At 70.0% G+C, this 18,901-nt stretch carries 19 protein-coding genes; 9 read left to right on the top strand and 10 right to left on the bottom strand.

The features are described from left to right. The first annotated feature begins 21 nt into the window (after nucleotides 1-21). The gene (locus D0Z08_RS03840) at nucleotides 22-1,149 is read left to right on the top strand and encodes an acyl-CoA dehydrogenase family protein (protein ID WP_245993617.1); all 1,128 of its coding nucleotides are present in this window, start codon (nucleotides 22-24) and stop codon (nucleotides 1,147-1,149) included. A gap of 14 nt (nucleotides 1,150-1,163) precedes the next feature. Here the strand turns inward: D0Z08_RS03840 and D0Z08_RS03835 are convergent, their stop codons facing one another. Continuing rightward, nucleotides 1,164-1,961 (bottom strand): enoyl-CoA hydratase-related protein, encoded by a 798-nt coding sequence (locus D0Z08_RS03835; protein ID WP_118922867.1) that lies wholly within the window; start codon nucleotides 1,959-1,961, stop codon nucleotides 1,164-1,166. A 90-nt stretch (nucleotides 1,962-2,051) separates the two neighbouring features. Between D0Z08_RS03835 and D0Z08_RS03830 the strand changes: the two genes are divergently transcribed. Further along, on the top strand, nucleotides 2,052-2,522 hold the full coding sequence (locus tag D0Z08_RS03830) for a PaaI family thioesterase (RefSeq protein ID WP_118922865.1): 471 nt from the start codon (nucleotides 2,052-2,054) through the stop codon (nucleotides 2,520-2,522). Beyond that, entirely contained in the window at nucleotides 2,519-3,331 is an 813-nt protein-coding gene (locus D0Z08_RS03825; protein ID WP_118922863.1) for an alpha/beta fold hydrolase, read from the top strand. Before D0Z08_RS03830 ends, D0Z08_RS03825 begins: the two co-directional genes overlap by 4 nt. A gap of 7 nt (nucleotides 3,332-3,338) precedes the next feature. Here D0Z08_RS03825 and D0Z08_RS03820 read toward each other — a convergent pair whose 3' ends face one another. Both D0Z08_RS03820 and D0Z08_RS03815 read right to left on the bottom strand, forming a co-directional pair. Then, complete coding sequence (locus D0Z08_RS03820; RefSeq protein WP_118922861.1) at nucleotides 3,339-3,902, bottom strand: TetR/AcrR family transcriptional regulator; 564 nt, start codon at nucleotides 3,900-3,902, stop codon at nucleotides 3,339-3,341. Nucleotides 3,903-3,925: 23 nt separating this feature from the next. Next, the gene (locus tag D0Z08_RS03815) at nucleotides 3,926-4,630 is read right to left on the bottom strand and encodes a hypothetical protein (protein WP_118923466.1); all 705 of its coding nucleotides are present in this window, start codon (nucleotides 4,628-4,630) and stop codon (nucleotides 3,926-3,928) included. Between the two features lie 125 nt (nucleotides 4,631-4,755). Here D0Z08_RS03815 and D0Z08_RS03810 point away from each other — a divergent pair, with 125 nt between their 5' ends. Both D0Z08_RS03810 and D0Z08_RS03805 read left to right on the top strand, forming a co-directional pair. Continuing rightward, a complete protein-coding gene (locus D0Z08_RS03810) occupies nucleotides 4,756-6,330 on the top strand; it encodes a phytoene desaturase family protein (protein ID WP_118922859.1) in 1,575 nt (524 codons plus the stop codon). Nucleotides 6,331-6,343: 13 nt separating this feature from the next. Next, nucleotides 6,344-7,114 (top strand): hypothetical protein, encoded by a 771-nt coding sequence (locus D0Z08_RS03805; protein ID WP_118922857.1) that lies wholly within the window; start codon nucleotides 6,344-6,346, stop codon nucleotides 7,112-7,114. On the opposite strand, the gene D0Z08_RS03800 is transcribed toward D0Z08_RS03805, so the two are convergent. From D0Z08_RS03800 to D0Z08_RS03770, 7 genes are all read right to left on the bottom strand, one after another. Then, on the bottom strand, nucleotides 7,056-8,093 hold the full coding sequence (locus D0Z08_RS03800) for an acyl-CoA dehydrogenase family protein (protein ID WP_118922855.1): 1,038 nt from the start codon (nucleotides 8,091-8,093) through the stop codon (nucleotides 7,056-7,058). The two genes, D0Z08_RS03805 and D0Z08_RS03800, sit on opposite strands and share 59 nt — an antisense overlap. Before the next feature lies 1 nt (nucleotide 8,094). After that, nucleotides 8,095-9,252: an acyl-CoA dehydrogenase family protein gene (locus D0Z08_RS03795; RefSeq protein ID WP_118922853.1), complete on the bottom strand. Its 1,158-nt coding sequence runs from the start codon at nucleotides 9,250-9,252 to the stop codon at nucleotides 8,095-8,097. Between the two features lie 19 nt (nucleotides 9,253-9,271). After that, nucleotides 9,272-10,462, bottom strand: coding sequence for a thiolase family protein (locus D0Z08_RS03790; RefSeq protein ID WP_118922851.1), 1,191 nt, complete (start codon nucleotides 10,460-10,462; stop codon nucleotides 9,272-9,274). 28 nt (nucleotides 10,463-10,490) lie between these two features. After that, nucleotides 10,491-10,910, bottom strand: coding sequence for a nuclear transport factor 2 family protein (locus D0Z08_RS03785; RefSeq protein WP_118922849.1), 420 nt, complete (start codon nucleotides 10,908-10,910; stop codon nucleotides 10,491-10,493). A 78-nt stretch (nucleotides 10,911-10,988) separates the two neighbouring features. Continuing rightward, nucleotides 10,989-12,413, bottom strand: a complete 1,425-nt coding sequence (locus D0Z08_RS03780) for a wax ester/triacylglycerol synthase domain-containing protein (protein ID WP_182481138.1) — start codon at nucleotides 12,411-12,413, stop codon at nucleotides 10,989-10,991. Beyond that, nucleotides 12,397-13,356 (bottom strand): alpha/beta fold hydrolase, encoded by a 960-nt coding sequence (locus D0Z08_RS03775; protein WP_182481137.1) that lies wholly within the window; start codon nucleotides 13,354-13,356, stop codon nucleotides 12,397-12,399. Before D0Z08_RS03775 ends, D0Z08_RS03780 begins: the two co-directional genes overlap by 17 nt. A 77-nt stretch (nucleotides 13,357-13,433) precedes the next feature. Further along, nucleotides 13,434-15,755, bottom strand: coding sequence for a LuxR C-terminal-related transcriptional regulator (locus D0Z08_RS03770; RefSeq protein WP_182481136.1), 2,322 nt, complete (start codon nucleotides 15,753-15,755; stop codon nucleotides 13,434-13,436). A gap of 230 nt (nucleotides 15,756-15,985) precedes the next feature. Here D0Z08_RS03770 and D0Z08_RS03765 point away from each other — a divergent pair, with 230 nt between their 5' ends. From D0Z08_RS03765 to D0Z08_RS03750, 4 genes are all read left to right on the top strand, one after another. Then, complete coding sequence (locus D0Z08_RS03765) at nucleotides 15,986-16,375, top strand: hypothetical protein (RefSeq protein WP_147381307.1); 390 nt, start codon at nucleotides 15,986-15,988, stop codon at nucleotides 16,373-16,375. A gap of 179 nt (nucleotides 16,376-16,554) precedes the next feature. Continuing rightward, a complete protein-coding gene (locus tag D0Z08_RS03760) occupies nucleotides 16,555-17,307 on the top strand; it encodes a hypothetical protein (protein ID WP_118922839.1) in 753 nt (250 codons plus the stop codon). 45 nt (nucleotides 17,308-17,352) lie between these two features. After that, on the top strand, nucleotides 17,353-18,117 hold the full coding sequence (locus tag D0Z08_RS03755) for a hypothetical protein (protein ID WP_118922837.1): 765 nt from the start codon (nucleotides 17,353-17,355) through the stop codon (nucleotides 18,115-18,117). A 33-nt stretch (nucleotides 18,118-18,150) separates the two neighbouring features. After that, nucleotides 18,151-18,888 carry a tyrosine-protein phosphatase gene (locus tag D0Z08_RS03750; protein WP_118922835.1) on the top strand — a complete coding sequence of 246 codons (738 nt, stop codon included), beginning with the start codon at nucleotides 18,151-18,153 and terminating at the stop codon, nucleotides 18,886-18,888. Nucleotides 18,889-18,901 lie beyond the last annotated feature (13 nt).

Raw genomic sequence — 18,901 nt, 5'->3', positions numbered from 1 at the left:
GGCCCGCAGGAGGATCCGCCCATGCTGACTCGATCGATCTTCGACGCCGAGCACGACGAGTTCCGGCAACGGGTGCGGACGTTCCTCAACGACGAGGTCGTCCCGGAGTACGCCGAGTGGCAGGCCGAGGGACGCCCGTCCTCGCGGTTCTGGAAGGGCGTGGGAGCGATCGGCGTGCTCGGCATCGGCGTGCCGGAGGAGTACGGCGGGCTCGCCCGCTCGGACTTCCGGCACAGCGTCGTCGTCACCGAGGAGATCCAGCGCCTGGGCCTCGCGATCGGCGGCCTCCGCGTCCACACCGACATTTGCGTGCCGTACCTCCTCCACCACGCGTCGGAGGAGCAGCAGCGACGCTGGTTGCCCTCCATGTGCGCCGGGAGCACGGTCGTCGCCCTCGCCCTGTCGGAGCCGGGAGCGGGCTCCGACCTGAAGGCGATCAGTACGCGGGCCGAGCGCGACGGCGACCACTACGTGGTCAACGGCGCCAAGACCTTCATCTCGAACGGTGCGTCCGCCGAACTGGTCATCCTCGCAGTCAAGACAGACCCGTCCGCCGGGCGCGACGGCATCAGCCTGCTGCTGGTCGACACGTCGACGCCCGGCTTCGCCCGTGGGCGCCGGCTGGACAAGCTCGGTCTCAAGGCGCAGGACCTGGCCGAGCTGTCGTTCACCGACATGCGGGTCCCGGTCGACTGCCTGCTCGGCGAGGAGAATCACGGCTTCCGTTACCTCACGTCGAACCTGGCGCACGAGCGGCTCTCGATCGCGGTCAACTCCCAGGCGGCCGCCGCGGCGGCCCTGGAGTGGACGGTCGACGACCTCCGGCAGGCGAGGCCGGGACAGGATGCCAAGTTCACCCTCGCCGCCTGCGCTACCGAGGTCGCAGCCGGCCAGGCGCTGTTGGACCAGGCGATCGCCCAGCACGTCGCTGGCACGCTCGGCGTCGCCGAGGCGGCGCTGGTCAAACTCTTCTCGACCGAGCTCCAGGGCCGGGTCCTGGATCGTTGCCTCGCCCTCGCCGACCCCGCTACGGCGTACGCCGGCGAATCGCGGATCGGGAACGCCTACCTCGACGGGCGGGTGAGCCGGATCTACGCCGGCTCGAGCGAGATCATGAAGGTGATCGTCGCCCAGCACCTCGGTCTGTGACACTCCCCTGAGCGCTACCGTCCACTGAACGTCGGGCGGCGCCGCTCGCGGAACGCAGCGACGCCCTCGAGAAGGTCCTCACTGGCGAGGGTCTGCTCCTCGAAGGCCAGCGCGAGGTCGACCACCTCGTCGGCCCGCTGACGCGACACCTGGTTGAGCGCCCGCTTGGTCCCCTGGACCGCCAGCGGAGCGAGCCGGGCCATCTTGCGTGCGATCGCGAGCGCGGCGGGGTGCGCCTCCGCCGGAGTGTCCACCAGGTCGGTCACCACGCCGAGCCGCAGGGCGGTCTCGGCGTCGAGCGGGTCCCCCGTCAGCAGGTGCCGGCGGGCGAGCGTCATGCCGACAGCCTGCGGCCAGACCAGGCAGCCGCCGTCGCCGGCGACCAGCCCGACCGCGACGTGGGTGTCGGCGAGAACAGCAGCGCGCGCGGCCACGACCGCGTCGCAGAGCATCGCCACGGTCGCTCCCAGTCCGATGGCCGGTCCCTGGACGGCGACCACGATCGGCTGCGGCAGCCCGAGGAACGCGTCGAGCAGCCTGCGGGCGTCGCCGATGATCTCGCGGCGTACGTCGGCGTCCTTGTGGGCCGACTCCATCAGCTCGAAGTCGCCACCCGCTGAGAATGCCGAGCCCGTCGAGGCGAGGACGACGGCACGCACGCTCGTGTCGACGGCGATGTCGCGCAGCGCGCGGGTCAGCTCGTGGTGCAGCTCGGGATCGAACCGGTTCATCAGCTCCGGACGGGAGAGGACGATCTCGCAGACTCCGTCGTCGCCGACCGTGAGCTGGAGTGTCTGATAGCTGGAGCTCATCGAGATCCCTTCGTTGCCACGCTGCGCTGCGGATCCGCTATTATTGCGACAGTCAGGATCAATAAGCAACCGCGCAGCGCAGGAGCCACAATGGACACGACCGCCGGCATGCGCGCCATGCCGCGCCACGAAGCTCCCAACGACGAGTGGCGCGCCTGGGCAGACGGGTATCCGAGCTTCGCGTCGGCAGGGCTGCGGTGCGTCGAGATCAGCGACACCACCGCGGTGTTCGATTTCGGCGGCACCCCGTTCCCGCTCAACCCGAACGGCGCCGTCAACGGCGGCATCGTGGCCCTGGCGGCGGACCAGATCATGGGAGTGCTGGGCGCGCGGCTGGCCCCGACCGGGAGCATGCCGGTGACCGCGGTGCTGCAGGTCCAGTACCACTCTCCCGCCGTCGCACCACTGACCCTGACCGCGCAGGCGGTCCACAGCGGCCGCACCCTCCAGACGATCGAGGTCGTCGTGCACGACGCCCGCGGACGCCGGTGCTCGACCGCGACCGGGACGATGTCGGTCGGCGCCCTCGAGCAGCGGATCGCACCGGCGGTGGGGGCATGACGCTCGTCGAGGTGGAGCCAGGCGTTCGCGTCTTCGCCCAGGACCTCGGCGGCGGACGAGACCGGCCACCCGTCGTCCTCGTCCCGGGCTTCGGCATGACGCACGAGGCGTGGGACCGGCAGGTGCGCGTCCTCACGACGGCCGGGCACCGCGTGGTCGCTGTCGACCAGCGCGGGCACGGCCGCTCCGACAAGCCGCTCGACGGGTACGACGTACAGCGTCTCAGCCTCGACCTCGTCGCCGTGCTCGACGCTCTCGGTGTCGACCGGTGCTCACTCGTCGGCTGGTCCTTCGGCGGCCAGGTGGCGTTCCGCACCGCCGCGGCACACCCGGAGCGGGTCCATCGGTTGGTGCTGGTCGGGTCCAACGCGGTCCGGGCCAGCCGGAGCGCCGACTTCCCCTTCGGCCACGAGCCCGGGCCCACCATCGAGGCGATGGTCGAGCTCGAGGTCCGCGACCGGTTCGCCGCCCGGCGGTCGACGATCCTCAGCGGGTTCGGCGGCGCGCCCGATCCGAACGTCCTCGACTGGATGACCGCGCAGTCGTTGCTGATGCCCTCGTGGGCCGCGGTCGCCTGCTACCACTCGATGCTCGGCACGGACCTGGTCGCCGACCTGGCGAAAGTGACGATGCCCGTGCTGCAGGTCATCGGCGAGGACGATCCGGTGCACTCCGCCAGGGGCGGCCGGTGGCTGGTGGAACGGCTGGCGGACTCCCGCCTCGTCACCCTGGCCCACTGCGGTCACTACCCCATGTTCGAGGCACCGGCAGCGCTCGACCAGCACCTGCTGGACTTCCTCGACGCCTGACCGCCTCTCAGTCCACGAGGACCGAGGGCACGGCGAACTGTCGCAGCTCGCGGCGGAGGCGGTCGGGGTCGTCGTGCTCGCCGAGCAGGAATCGGGTCAGCACGCCCTGCAGCCAGCGGGATGCGAGGTCGACGGTCGCGCCGGGGCGCAGGCGGCCGCTGGCCGCGGCGTCGTCGAGGATCGGGCGCAGGCTCTGCCCGATGAGGACCTCCAGGGGACGCGACCCACCGAACACGGACCATCTCCGCTCGTCGGGCAGTGCTGCCGAGAGCTGCGCGAGCTCGACGGAGGCGGCGGTCACCTCGATCGCGTTGGCCAGGAACTCGGCCAGCCGGTTCTCGAGGTCGCGGTGGGCTGCGTGGTCGAACGCATCCACCTCGGCCTGGAGCTCCTCACAGACCTGGACCATGGCGAGCTCGACAAGGTCGTCCCGGTTCGACACCGACTTGTAGACGGTCTGTCGCACGACGCCCGCGGCCCGCGCGACGTCCGCCATCGTGACTGCCTCGATCCCGCGAGCGAGGAAGGCCGCGCGCGCCCCGCGGACCAGCCGGGCGGTGGGCGCATCCATTCGACGGAGCCTAGTGAGCGGCCTCAGCCGGGTTCGCTGCCTTCGAGGATCTGGCGGGTCAGCGCGCGGTGGACCTGGTAGCTGAGACAGCCCATCCAGATGGCGAAGGCCGCGAGGGGGATGTAGATCCCGACGATGCCGTCCCAGGCGAACGGGCCGTCCTTGAAGAACAGCACCATTCCTGCCGGGGTGATCAGGACCGCCGCCCAGGCGGTCAGGTAGGCCAGCCAGCGCGGGAGGATCGGCTCGGGACGGCGATCGATGAAGATCGCGGCGGTGATGCACCACATCTGCACCCACAACGACCAGATCACGGTGACGAAGAGGATCCAGCCGACGTCGTGCAGCGCCTCGGTGACGACAGCCGGGCGCTCGTCATACCGGAACGCGGCGGCCATCCACACCCCGATGGGGGTGATGAACTCCAGCGAGAGCAGGCCGCACGACACGAGCTGGGTGGCCGCGAGGATGCGCGCTCCCTCGATCCGCTTGAGCTGACCCGAGATGGCAGCCGCCCACGGCACCAGCAGCGCCGACGCGGCCATCACGACCACGAGGCCGAGGCGGATCAGGGTCGGGTCGTCGGCGTAGAGCTGCTTGATCTCCTCGGCGCTCGCGCTCGGCGCCGACGGCGGGAAGAATCCCATCACGAAGATGAAGGTGGCGAACCAGACGCCCACCATCAGGGGGCCGGTCCAGATGAGGACCCGGTGCACGCGAGCTTCCATGGTGATCTCCCTCTGGAGGGTGGACATTCGGCCGTTCCGAGACGAGACTACTCAGAAAGGCGTCACTTGTACAAGAACTGTCATAGTGACGCCCCAACATCCAACGAGGCGCATAGGGGTCTGCCATGGCATCGAGTCACGACTTCGTGGTGATCGGGGGCGGGCACAACGGCCTCAGCGCGGCGTGCACGCTGGGCGCCGCGGGTGCGTCCGTCCTCGTGCTGGAGCAGCGACCGATCCTGGGCGGGCTCTCGACCAGTCACCCCCATCTCACCGCCGCACCCGACCACTGGTTGAGCCTCGGTGCGATGGACGACATGTTCATGTCCTGCACCTCGATCGTCGACGACCTCCGGCTGCGCGACCACGGGTTCTCCACCATCACCGTCCCTGCCCCCTACGGATGGCTCGGACCGGACGGGGAGACCCTGCTGCTCTTCGCCGATCTCGACAGGACGCTGGCCGAGATCCGCCGCTTCTCGGCTGCCGATGCCCGCGCGTACGCCGACCTGCAACCAGCGCTGTCGTGGATCTTCCGCGCACTGGTGAGCGTGATGTCCCGCCATCCCGCCGCGCTGCCCAAACGCGAGCTCGGCCGTCACCTGCTGCGTCTTGCGCCCGACCGCAGCACCCGGCGCCGGCTCGGTCAGATCATGACGAGCAACCTCGTGGAGCTGATGGCCGACACTTTCAAGAGCGACCAGATGCGATCTCTGGCCACCTACTGGGGCAGCATGATCGGCCCGATCGACGCTGACGGCGGTGGCTTCTACTGCGTCGGCCTCGCGGCCGTGCACAGCAAGCCCGGTGTGCAGCGGCCGCGCGGCGGCATGCGCTCGATCATCGGCGCCCTCGAGGGCCGCGCTCGCTCCCTCGGCGTGGAGTTCCGAACCGGCGCCGAGGTCGCCAGGGTGCTGGTCGAGCAGGGAGCAGCACGAGGTGTCCGCCTGGTCGACGGTACGACGATCCGCGCACGCCGCGGCGTGCTCGCCGCCGTGCCCCCCCAGTCGGCGTACGGATCCCTCTTGCAGGACGGCGACGTCGACTCGAGCGTCCGGACCAAGATCGCGATGCTGCCGGCGAGCGGCAACAACTCGGCGACGTTCAAGGTCGACCTGGCGCTCGGGGCGCGAGTCGGTTTCCCCGTCGCCCAGCCGAGGCGCGACAGGATCGACGGGCACGACCTGCGCACCGTGTCACTGATGACCGGCACCTTCGACGAGCAGATCGAACAGCTGACGCTGATCCGGCGCGGCCAGTCCCTTCCGCAACCACCGTGTTACCTGGCCGTCCTCTCCGGTCTCGACCCGAGCGTCGCTCCGGCAGGACAGGACGTTCTCTACGTCGCCTCGAACGTCCCGGCCCAGCCGCGGGACGGCTGGGCCGCCGAACGCGGCCACTATGCCCAGGCCGTGCTCGACTCGGCGTCGGCGCACCTCTCCGGGCTCGACACCGAGATCGGTCGCGTCGTCACCTCGCCCGCCGACTTCGGCACCCAGTACGCGACGCCCAACGGCTCCTACTTCCACGTCGACATGACACCGCTGCGACTGGCGATGAACCGGCCCGCCCCCGGCCTCGGCGGGTATCGCGGCCCGGTCGCCCAGTACCTTCATGCGGGAGCGGGGTCGCACCCTGGTGGCGGCGTCAGCGGCTGGCCCGGTCGACTCGCCGCACAGACCGCCCTCGAGGACTGCTGAGCGGAGGCCTGCCGTGTACGACCCGAACGACGTGATCGCGCGGATCAACGATCCCTACGTGCCCTTGCTGCTGTTCACCGCTGTCGCCTGGGCGACCGGCTTCGTGCAGATCGTCCAGGCCTTCCGCTGCGGCCGGCGTGACCGGGTGCCTGCGGCACCGATCGGGATGACGGCGTTCCTCGTCGCCCACGACAGCACCTTCGCGCTCCGCGCGGACTACTGGCTGCACGAGGTGGACGTCTGGTACTTCACGATCTTCTGGGTCGGGATGGTCGTCTCCGTCGGCATCGAGCTGATGCTGGTCCGCCAGTACCTCGCCTTCGGGCAGCCCCTCGTCGCTCCCGACCTGCCGCGATGGATGTTCGTGGCGTCGTACGTTCTGCTCCAGGCCTTCGCCTTCGTGGGCCTGTGGTGGCTGCAGTCCGTCATCGACGATCCGCTCCGGCTGATCAGCCTTGCCGCCACCCAGGTCGTGGCTGTGGTGTTCCTGGTGCCCTGGATCCTTGCGCGCGGATCTGCGCGCGGCCAGTCCCGCGCCTTCGCGTGGGCGACGGTGCTCGGCCCCGGCGGTCTGGCACTCGGCCTCTTTCCCGCCCTGTCCCCGGAGCTCTTCAACAACGTCCACTACTGGGCGCTGGCGGGATCACTCGTGACCCTGTCGGTGAGCTATCTCCTGCTCCTCGAGCACCACCTGCGGAAGGATCCCGGCCAAGTCGCCGGGCGACTCAGAGACCCAGCGCCGCCGCGACCGCGGTCCGAGGCTCGCTCGCCCCGGACGCGGTGACGCGGACGAAGCGCGCGTCACCGAAGGCGTGCGAGATGGGGTACTCCCGCATGTAGCCGTAGCCCCCGTGCAGCTGCATCCCTTGGTCGACGACCGCGTCGTGGACCCGCTCGGAGACGATGCGTACGGCGGCCGCGAGCTCGGGAGTGAGCCCGTCGCTCGCGAGTGCGTCCAGTGCACCGTCGAGCAGGCCCTGGGCCGCCGCGAGCTCGGCACCGGCCTCGGCGAGCCGGAACCGGGTGTTCTCGAAGGAGGACAGCGGGCGACCGAAGACCGCGCGCTCCTGCACGTAGTCGACGGTGAGGTCGAGCGCGGCCCGCGCTGCGCCCAGGCTGACGACCGAGGTCCACAGGTCGAGGGCGCCGTACAGCTGGTCGACGGAGTCGAGCGTCGGCGCGACGGCGAGGACGGCCGGGTCGACAGTGACGTTCGCTACCGCGGCGTCAGCGCCCCCGAGCAATGGTGTGGCCTCGATCGTGACCACGTCCCCGGTCACGACCACGACCCGCTCGGCATCCGCGAGCACGAAGAGGTCGGCAACGGCCGCCCCCGGCACCGCCGAGGCCGTCGCATCGGGCTTCAGCACTCCGACACAGGCGACGAGCTCGCCGGCGGCGAGGCCGGACAGCCACCGCGCAGCGTCCTCGGTCTGCTTCGCGTGCGCTGCCACGACCGGAATGACGACGCCCAGCTGGCGGGCGACGACCAGCGCCAGCCCGGTCGCCCCGCTCCTGGCCAGCTCCTCGACGAGGACCGCGGGGAACCGAGGGTCGTCGACCCCGGCGCCACCGTGCTCCTCGGCAACAGTGGTGCCAAGGAAGCCTTGCTCCCCGGCATCCGCGAGCAGCGCGACGTCGAACCGGCCCTCGGTTCGCCAGCGGTCGAGCTCGACACCGACGTGATCGGCCACGAAGCGCCGTACGGAGTCGCGGAATGTCGCGTGGTCGTCGTCGTACCCGGCCCTGCGGACCAGCTCCATCTCAGGCTCGCTGGTCGAACCGGCGGCCGAGGTACTCGGAGACGATCCGGGTGCGCTGGATCGTCGGGGTCCCGCCCGCGATGGCCCAGCCGACCGCGTCGCGGTGCATCCGCTCGATCTCGTACTCCTCGGAGTACCCGTAGCCGCCGTGCAGCTGGATGGCGAGGTCCGTGACCCTCTTGACCATCTCGTTGGAGTAGCACTTGGCCAGCGACGCTTCGAGCTGCTCGGGCGCGCCGGTGCCGGCACCGAGCGCCGCGCGGTAGACGAGCAGCCGGGCGATGTCGACCTGGCTGACCATGTCCGCGAGCGAGACCTGGTTGGCCTGGAACTCGATGATCTGCTTGCCGAACTGCTCACGCTCCTGCACGTACTTCGCGGTCCGGTCGAGCGACTCCTGGGCGATCGCGAGGCACATCGTGCTGTTGCCCAGACGCTCGATCGAGAAGGCCGTGAAGAGCTTGTTGAAGCCGCCCTCGGGGATGATCACGTTCTCCAGCGGGACCCGGACGTTGTCGAAGAACATGTCCGCCGAGCCGACGCCGCGGTGCCCCATGAGGTGCTCCTGCGGGCCGAAGGTCAGGCCGGGGGTGTCCTTGTCGACGACGACGGCGCCCATGCCCCTCCCTCCGGGCACGTCGCTGAAGCGGACGTAGACGAGGTACTGCTCCGCGACACCGCCGCCCGAGCACCAGCGCTTCGTGCCGTTGATGACGACCTCGTCGCCCTCGATCCGGGCCTTGGTCTTCACGTCCGTGGCAGCCGAGCCCGCGTCGGGCTCGGAGATGGAGATCGCGATGACCTTCTCGCCCGAGGCGACGGGCTTCAGGAACTTCTCCTTCTGCGCCTCGGTCCCGAACAGGTGGATCACCCGGGCCGGCCCGGCGTTCGCCTCGAAGATCGGCCACGCCGACAGCGGACTCGCCTTGGCGAACTCCTCCTGGACGATCAGGGCGTCGATCAGCGGGCGGTCGGAGCCGCCGTACTCCTCGGGGAGGCAGAGGGCCAGCAGGCCGAGCTCGGCCAGCTTCTCGCGCTCCTCGCGCGGGAAGTGCGCGCGGTCGCGGTCCCACTCGCGCGCGAGCGGCGCGTACTGGTCGCGGGCCACCTTGCGGGCCAGCTTGCGCAGCTCCAGCTGCTCGTCAGTCAGGTCGAACACGGGTGCAGTCCCCTTCAGCTCAGAATCGCTCGATGATGGTGGCGTTGGCCATGCCGCCGGCCTCGCACATGGTCTGGAGGCCGTAGCGGCCGCCCATGGCCTCGAGGCCGTTGAGCATGGTCGTCATCAGCCGGGCACCCGAGGCACCCAACGGGTGCCCCAGCGCGATGGCGCCGCCGCGCGGGTTGAGGCGCGCCGGGTCGGCACCGAAGTGGTGCGCCCACGCCAGCGGCACCGGGGCGAACGCCTCGTTGACCTCGTAGTGGTCGATGTCGTCGAGCGCGAGGCCCGACCTCTTCAGCACCTTCTCGGTCGCCGGGATCGGTCCGGTCAGCATGTTGATCGGGTCGTCGCCGGCGAGGCCGAACGAGTGGAACCGCGCCCGCGGGGTGAGACCCAGCTGGGCTGCGCGCTCCTCGGACATGATGAGGACGGCGGCCGCGCCGTCGGTCAGCTGCGAGGAGTTGCCTGCCGTGATGTGCCAGCCGATCTCGGGGAACCGCGCGGCCATCTCCTCGGACCAGAAGGACGGCTTGAGGCCGGCCAGGCCCTCGACCGTCGTGCCCGGGCGCGGCGTCTCGTCGGTGGAGACGACCGTGCCGTCAGGGAGTACGACGGGAACGATCTCGCCGCTGGCGTCGGTGGTGCTCGCGAGCTCGTGGGAGCGCGCGGAGAACTCGTCCAGTGCGGTGCGGTCGAGCTGCCACCGCGCGGCGATGAGCTCGGCCGAGATCCCCTGCGGCACCAGGCCCGGGGCGTACCGCTCGGCGACCGACGGCCCGAACGGGTCCTGCCCCATCCGCGCGGTGCCCATGGGGATCCGGCTCATCAGCTCGACACCCGAGGCCACGACCACGTCGTACACGCCGGCGATGACGCCCTGCGCCGCGAAGTCGGCTGCCTGCTGGCTGGAGCCGCAGGCGCGGTGCACCGTCACCGACGGGACCGTCTCGGGAAGCCCGGCGGCGAGCCATGCCCAGCGACCGACCGGCCCTGACTGCTCCCCCACCTGGCTGACGCAGCCCGTGATGACGTCGTCGACGGTCTCGGGGTCGAGGCCGTTGCGGTCCACGAGCTGGCGCATCACCTGGCCCAGCAGCTCGGCCGGGTGGAGGGAGGAGAGCGATCCGCCCGGCTTCCCGTCCCGGGGCGCACGGCCCCGCCCGAGGGGTGAGCGGACGGCATCGACGATGACAGCGGTACTTGACATGGTGCTCCTTGGTGTGGGGGACCCGCGGTCAGGCGGGCTGCGCCTGCATCAGCGCCTGGCAGGCGGCGGTGTCCCAGTAGTAGGCCCGAACCTCGGTGACCAGGCCCTCGTCGAAGGTCCAGAGCTCGAGCGCACCGGACGAGATCGTGGCCCCGTTCGCCCGCCAGTCGAAGGCGACCTGCACTGCGATCTGGCGGCCGCCGTCGACGACCGAGACCACCTCGAGGTTCTCGGGACCGAGGACCGGCTCAGGGGTGGCTAGTGCCGCGAAGACCTTCCGGAGGGTCGGAGCGCCCTCGACTCGGCCGCCGTACGGCAGTCCGGCGGGCCACTCGACCGCTGCGTCTACGTGGAACGAGTTCGTGACCAGCTCGACGAGCGCCTCTCCGTCGCGTCTCGACGCGGCGTCGTAGAAGGCCTCCACGACCTGAATCGGCTGCGCGCTCATCCGAGCTCCTCACGATCTTGGATTAATGATCTTGCATGTCTCAGAATAGCCACCGCCGAGGCGCCCGTCAAAGCAACCTCAACGGCCGAGCGCGAGGACCTCGTCGAGCCCCTCCTGCAGGCACTCCCATAGAACGTCGGTGTCCGGGAAGACGTCGCCGTCGACGTTGACCCCGATGCAGCACACGCCCTCGTGGGTGCAGAGGGCGGCGCACATCGAGGTCCCCGGCAGGGGGCCGAAGACGAACATCCGCTCGAAGCGTGAACCCGCCCAGTAGGTCTCGAACGGAAGGCCCTGCCAGCTGCTGGTCGTCAGCGTCGCGCCGGCATTGAGCCCGGAGATGGCCGCGGCAACGAGTGGAGTCGGCGCCAGGTTCATCAGCGGCGTGACCTTGTTCATGATGTCCAGCGCCGGCTCCTGCCGCACCCGCAGCACCCGGTCGTGCATCGCGCGGATCCGCTCGGCAGGATCGGCGATCCCCGAGGGCGCCGAGAAGAACGCCCCGGTGAAGCGGTTGCCGCCCATGGGGTCGTCCTCGCGACGCATGGAGACCGGCATCGAGATCGGTACGTCGCCCAGCGTCGCACCGTGCCGGTCGTGGTAGTGCCGCAGCCCCCCGAGGACCGACGCCACGAAGGCGTCGTTGACCGTGCCCCCGACGGCCTTCGCGGCCTTCTTCAGCTCCAGGACGTCGCACTCGAGCGCGCCGAAGCGCCACTTCGTGCGCGGACCCGGCTGGAGAAGCTCGCTCGCCGCCCGCGGCGGAGGTGTCGCGACCCGTGGGACAGACGAGACGTACGCGCTGGTCTCGCGAAGGGCACCGAGGGGATCGGCGGCGACCTGTCCAACGACGCGCGCGCTCTCACGGAGCACCTTCGCCGCGGCGGACGCCTGCCACCGGAACCCCTGGCCGGTGGCGGCCTTGCGGGAGACCTGAGGGCGGTCGGTGGGGTCGGGCATCCCGACTGGCGCCTGGTCCGGCGTACGGTCGAGCATCCGGGACAGGAGCTGCGTCGCTGCGGCACCGTCCATCAGGACGTGGTGTGCCTGGAGGAGGTAGGCCGCCCGGCCGCCCTCCAGCCCTTCCACGAAGGTCGCCGCCCACGGCGGGCGGGACCGGTCCAGCGGGGTGACGGCCATGCCTTGGGCGAGCTCGAGCAGCTCGGCCATGGACCCACTGCCCGGCAACCGAACCCGCCGCACGTGGTAGTCGAGATCGAACTTCTCGTCCGTGGTCCACATCGGCGGGCCAGTCGGGACGATCGGCTCCACCACGCGCTCGGCGAACCGCGGGGCGACCTTCACGCCCCATCGATGGGCCGCCTTGACGCGCTCCCAGCTGGGCGTCTCGCTCAGCACCATGACCACGACGCCGGTCCAGGAGTCGGCCGGCGGTCGCTCGGTCCGCCACATCAACGCGTCCAGCGGGTTGAGCTCCGGCTCTCCCCAGTGCGTCAGCTCCGCCCGCGCGCGTGCGATCTCGTTGTCATCCAGCGTTGCCATCGCCGTACCTCTCTGCTGATCCAATGTCCATGCGGGGGGCATCCCACGAGCTGGCCGATGCACGGCCGACAGCCGGTCCGTTCCGGTCCACGAGCTGCATGTCCAGGAAGTTCGTCGCGAGCCCGAGGAACTCGTCCGGATCTTCGAACATCGCGCAGTGACCGGCGCCCTCGACGACGACGAGCCGTGACTGCAGCAGGCTGCGGTCGAGCTTCTCGCCCGCGGCGACCGGAAGGATCCGGTCGTGCCGACCCCAGACCAGCAGCACCGGTGCCGTCACGAGGCGCAGATCGAGGACCGTCAGCTGCTCCGACCCACGCCGCACAGCGTCCATGAAGCCGGGACTGACGCGTTGCGGCACCATCCTGCGGAGAAGGTCCGGAGGTACGCCGCGCCCGGCGTGCACCGCCGGCGACATGACCAGCCGGCCGATCACGCGCGTCGTCAGCAGGCGGTGAGCGCCGGGGACCGCCAGGACCGCGGCGAGGCATCGGAAGACGATCTGGATGGCACGCAAACGGATCGACGACAGCTCGACGCCACCACCGGACACGAGAATCACGCAGCGCGTCCGGTCCGGCTCCTGCGCGGCGAAGCTGAGCGCCACCAGGCCACCGAGCGAGTGCCCCACGATGGCAACGCTAGGGATGGCCAGCTCGTCCAACAACGCGCGGAGCGAGCTGACATAGCTGCCGAAGGAGTCTTCCGTGGGCAGCGGTTCGGAGCCGCCGAAGCCGGGCAGGTCGACCGCGATCACCCGATGGCGCTCCCCCAACGCAGGGATGTTCGCCAGCCAGGTCTCCCAGGAGCCGGCCATGCCGTGAACCATGAGAACCGGCGGGCCGTCGCCGTAGTCGACGTACGTCAGGCGACGACCGTCGACCGTGACCTCGTTCAGATGAAGGTCCCAGTCGACTCGTCTCCAAGCTTCTGCGGTTGCCACAGGCTCTCCCATGCGTCGCGGCGTTGCTGGATCCTAGCATTTTCCAGACGCGGCGTCTCATTTATATCAGGAGGTGCTCAGGCTCCGACCTCGTCATGGTGCTCGGCCACCCAGGCTGCGACCGAGGCACGCGACGAGAAGCCGAGCTTGCGCAGGATGTTCTCGACGTGAGCCTCGGCGGTGCGGGTCGAGAGCACCAGCCGCTCGGCGATCTGCTGGTTGCTCAGGCCCTCCTGCACGAGGAGGGCGACCTCGCGCTCACGTGGTGTCAGTGGCGACTTCTTGGAGGCAGACGAGTCCGTGGACCGCTGACCGCTTCCTGTCTTCGCCCGGGGCGGATGCTCGTCCAGTGCGAAGGTGATCGCATCTGCCGTCCCCATGTTTGCGCCCACTGCGGCCGACTTCTCGTACGCCTCCGCCGGCTGCATCGACCTGGCCGCCAGCTCGCTGTCGCGGCGCCGCTCGGAGAAGTGAGGCAGGGTGTCGAGCGAGACGCCCAGCAGGTTCCACACCGAACCGGCCGCGCCCAGCAGCGTCGCCGCGCGCTCTCCCTGGTCGTCGGCGACCGCCGTCCACGCCAGGAACTCCAGGATCAGGGCCGTCCCCAGCAGGTCGCCGAGCTCACGCTTCAGCCGGAGAGCCTCGTGCAGCTTCTGGGTGGCCGCGGTCGTGTCACCCTCGGCCAGCGCCAGCACGCCGAGGATGGCAAGCGCGAACGAGCGCATGTAGACCTCGCCCTTCGGCTCCGTCAGCGCTACGCAACGGTGCTGGGACTCCCGTCCGCGATCCACGTGACCGGTGAACCCGGCGAGCATGCCGCTCACAACCAGCGCGAAAGCCCTGGTGGAGAGCTCGCCGGTCTCCTCGAAGCCCTCGACACTGCGCTCGATCAGCTCGACACCACGCTCGGTCTGCCCCAACCACGCCGCCAGCAGGCCCTCAGCGAGCTGGGCCTGCGCCTCCGTCTCCCGGTCCGGCTCGGAGCCGGGCTGGCCGACGAGGACCCGCATGCCGTCGACGACTGCCGCGGCAGCGTCCATGTCGACCTGGATGAGGGCGAACCAGGTGGCCACGCGGAGCGCGACCGCCAGGCTGGGCACGTCGCCCTGGGGTGTCTCAGCAAGCGCGAGGTCCAGCCAACGGCGGGCTTCGCTGACCGCGCCGCTCGTGATCCAGAACGGCTCGAGGCAGCTCAGGATCCGTAGTGCCTTGTCGGCGTCCGACTGCTCGACCGAGTACTGCAGTGCAGCGCGGATGTTCGCGTGGTCGTCCTGCATCTCGCTCAGCCACCCGACCTGCCGCGGTCCGGTCCACTCCGCCTCGAACTGCACGGCCCGCGCCAGGAAGTGGTCGCGATGCCGGCGACGAACCTCATCGACCCTTCCGGCCCGCTCGAGCTCGCGTTCGCCGTACAGCCGGAGGGTCTCGAGCATCCGGAAGCGCACCCTGCCGCCGTCGTCCTCCCTCCGGACCACCGAGCGTTCGACGAGGGAGTCGAGCACGTCGAGGAACGAGTCGTCCTCGAGGTCCTCACCAGCGACCGCCTCGGCGCCGTCGTACCCGAAACCACCCCGGAACACCGACAGGTCGGCCCACAGCCGTCGCTCGGCCTCCGAACAGAGGTCGTAGGTCCAGCTGACCGACGCCTCCAGCGACCGCTGACGGTCCGGGACATTGCCTCGGAAACCCCGGTTCAGCAGCTGGTAACGATCCTCCAGGCGATCGACCATCGCCTGGGGAGAGAGGACCCGCGTGCGCGCAGCCGCCAGCTCCAGCGCCAGGGGGATGCCCTCGAGGGCGCGGCACAACTCGACGATCGACGCCGCGTTGCCCTCGGTCACCTGGAAGTCGGGGTGGATCGCGGCGGCACGGTCGACGAAGAGTGAGATCGATTCGTACTGATGCAGCCCCTCGGGCGGCACGTCGGCGCCGGGGTTCGGCAGGGTCAGCGCGGGCACCTGGAACAGGCTCTCCGCGGCGAGCCCGAGCGCCCGCTGGCTGGTCGCCAGGACGCGGAGACCAGGGCAGGCGACCAGAAGGCGCTCGACCAACGCCGCGCACGCTTCTACGAGGTGCTCACAGTTGTCGAGAGTCAGGAGGACCCGCCGGTCGCCGAAGAACTCGGTGAGAAGCGCCGGATCGAAGTCGGCCGACTTGACCTGCACCCCGATCGCTCGCGCCACGCTGTGCCCGAGCAGGTCAGGGTCCTGCACGTCGGCGAGCTCTACGACCCAGGCGGCGTCCTTGTAGACCCGGGCGAGGTCCGCGGTGACCCGGCGGGCCAGGCGAGTCTTCCCGGCGCCGCCCACGCCGGTGAGTGTGACGAGGCGGTGGCCCTCGAGCAGGCGCTTGATCGTCTCGAGCTCGCGTCGCCGTCCGACCAGCGGGGTCGCATCCACGACCCGCCCCATGACCATGAGGCCATCACACACGTAGCGCACACACTGTGCAAGCCTGCCCGCGAGGCGGACGAATCGGCACCAGGCCGTGCGCCTCGGCGTCGGTGCCTCTTGATCTACGTACGGGTCTACGTAGTCCAAACAATGCGGCCGCCATGACGGCCATCACAGACTGCTCACAGGTCGGACGCCTCCCGTCTCCGGCCATCGACCAAGACCTGGAGATCGCCATGACTGCAGCACTCATCGCCCCCGAGATCGCCGGCACCCACGTGTTCGGCAACGAGCTGACGCCCCGCTTGGTCGTGGTGCTGGTCGCCCCGACGGGCGCCCTGCCAGAGTGCGACGCGGCGATCGAGAACCTCGTGCTCGCCGGCGCCATCACCGTCGCCTGCGAGGTGGACACCGACGACGACATGCTCGCGACGGCGCTGAGCACCGTCCTGAGGACGGTCGACGACGCCTCCGCTCTCCGCCCCGGGCTGCCCGTCGTGCTCGTCGGGCACGCCGAGGCGCGCGGCATCACCTCCCTTGCCGCCGAGGCCTGCGGTGACGACCTCGCAGGCCTGGTCATGTCGGACCAGCACGGCCACTCCGGCCCGACCAGCCGGGCTGCCTGAGGTTCGCTCCGCGCTCGCGACGACGCACGGGGGCGTAGCCGGATCTTTTTGAGATCGCTCGTTGACAAAATATTCGGGACCGCTCTAGCCTCCGGAGCAAGTTGACGGCATTCCAACGGACAGGTCGTCACGGCTAGGGGAAAACGGGGCGAACCGACCGAGTGGCCAGGAGATCCGCGATGCGACCCGACAAGAGCCGGATCGAGCTCGCGTGCGCGTGGGCTGGTGTCGTCTTCCTGGCCACCTACCTGATCTTCTTCCTCGCCGTCGCGCAATGGATCCCCCCGCATCCGCCGAGCTGGAGTGCGGACCGGGTCGCCGAGCTCTACCAGGACCACACGACCGGGATCCGCATCGGGCAGATCGGTGCGATGTTCGCGTCGTTCCTGCTCTTCCCGCTCTGGGCGCTGATCAGCACCCACATCGCCCGGATCGAGCTGGCCCGCGGCCGGATGCCTCTGCTCGCGCTGATCCAGTTCGGCTGCGCCGCCCTGCTTCAGGTGTTCTTCGTCCTGTGCAGCATGCTGTGGCTGGTCGCGGCCTTCAGACCCGGGCTCTCGCCCGAGACGCTCCGCGTGCTTCATGACGCCGGTTGGCTGATGTTCGTGATGATGGCACCCGGTTACCTGATCCTGATGATCTGCATCGGCTCGGCCGCGTTCATCGATCGCTCCCCGGACCCGGTCATCCCACGCTGGGCCGGCTACTTCCACCTGTGGGTCGGCCTGGCCGGTCTGGGCGGATCGCTGGCCGTCTTCTTCAAGGACGGGCCGTTCGCCTGGAACGGTGCCGTCGGCTTCTACATCCCCGTCGCCGTCTTCGCAGCTTGGCTGGTTGTCATCACCCGCCTGCTCCACCGGCGTGCGGTGCGTGGCGAGGTCGCCGGCCATGAAGCGTCCCTGGAGGCGACCGCCGAGCCGGCACCCGTCTGACCGACGCGCCCGCGCCCACCAACCGAGCCCGCCTAGGAAGACGCCATGTACACCGACGGATTCGACCCACGGGTCATCAAGTTCTGCGCCTGGACCGGTTTCGCCTTCGCCTTCTTCTGGCCGTTCGCCGCCTTTGTTGTGGCGCACGGCCACTACATCCTGCCGCCCTCGGCCGCGGACTCGGCGGCAAAGGTGGTCGCCGACTACGAAGCGCACCTGACCGGCATCCGCATCGCGACCGTGATCTTCATCTTCTCGAGCATCCTCTACACCACGTGGAGCATGGCGATCACGCAGCTGGTCCGGCCGCGCGAACGACAGTGGCCGATCCTCTTCAACATCATGGTCGTCTCCGTGGCGTGCGAGGTCGTCGTCGTGATGTTCATCGGGTTCTTCTTCGGCGCCGCCGCGTGGCGCCCAGGAGAGACCAGCCCCGAGGTGACCCAGGCATTGAACGACCTCGGCTGGCTGGGCGTGCTCTTCACCGGTGCACCGTTCGCGCTCTTCCAGCTCGCCCTCGCTGCCACGACGCTCCTCGACAAGTCCGGCCGGGCGCCGTTCCCGCGATGGTCCGCGTACCTCAACCTCTTCACGAGCGTCTTCATGGTCGAGGCGTGCCTCTTGCTGTTCTTCAAGACCGGCCCGATGTCGCAGGACGGGGTCCTGGTCTTCTACGTGCCGATGATCGTGTTCTTCGCGTGGATCCTGGTGTTTTCTATCCTCACCCTGAAGGCCGTCGACCGCGAGGTCGCGCTGCGGGGCGGGCGAGGTGCCGCGCTCGGTCGTGACGCCGTCGGTGCAGCCGTCTGAACGCCAGCCTCGCCTGTTCGAGGGCGTGGGAGTGTGACCACGATCGACAACCAGGGCGGCCCGGTGCCCTTCGGCAGATCGCGGAACTGTCGGGACGTGGGCGGCCACGTCACCGCGGAGGGGCTGCGCGTACGCCGTGGACTGCTCTACCGGTCCGACCTGCCGGTGCTGGACGAGGAGGACCGGGCGGAGCTCGACGCACTCGCCCTCGCCACCGTGATCGATCTCCGAGAGGCGGAGGAGCGCGACCTACGCCCCTCGTCGGCCGAGGGCAAGGTCCGCCGAGTGATGCCGATCCCCCTCGGCCTCGGGCCGTTGGTCGCAGCCGACCCGGCCAAGGCCGCGTCGCTCCGTGAGCTGTACCGAGCAATGGTCCTGGAGCTGGGCGTTCCGATCGCCGAGGTGGTCTCGGAGCTGTGTCGACCTGGCGCCCTGCCGGCGCTCGTGCACTGCGCCGCCGGCAAGGACCGCACCGGGGTCGTTATCGGCCTCGTCCTCAGCGCCCTCGGCGTTGCCGACAGCGATGTCGCCGCGGACTACGCCGCGACCGCAGACAACCTCACGCCGGCGTTCTTCGCCTACCTCAATGCGGACGGCCACAACGCGCGGGTCGACCTCACCAGCCTGACCGGCTCCGACGTCGGCGAGATGCTGCGCGTGCTCGCGCTGGTCCGGGAGGTCGCGGGCGACGCCTGCTCCTACCTGACCGACCACGGCGTCGCACCGGAGGATCTCGACCGGCTGCGCGCCCTTCTCCTCGGATCGGACTAGGTCCTGCGACCTC

The sequence above is a fragment of the Nocardioides immobilis genome, assembly GCF_003515065.1.
GTDB classification, from domain to species: domain Bacteria; phylum Actinomycetota; class Actinomycetes; order Propionibacteriales; family Nocardioidaceae; genus Nocardioides; species Nocardioides immobilis.
This window is presented reverse-complemented; position numbering and strand designations above follow the sequence as displayed.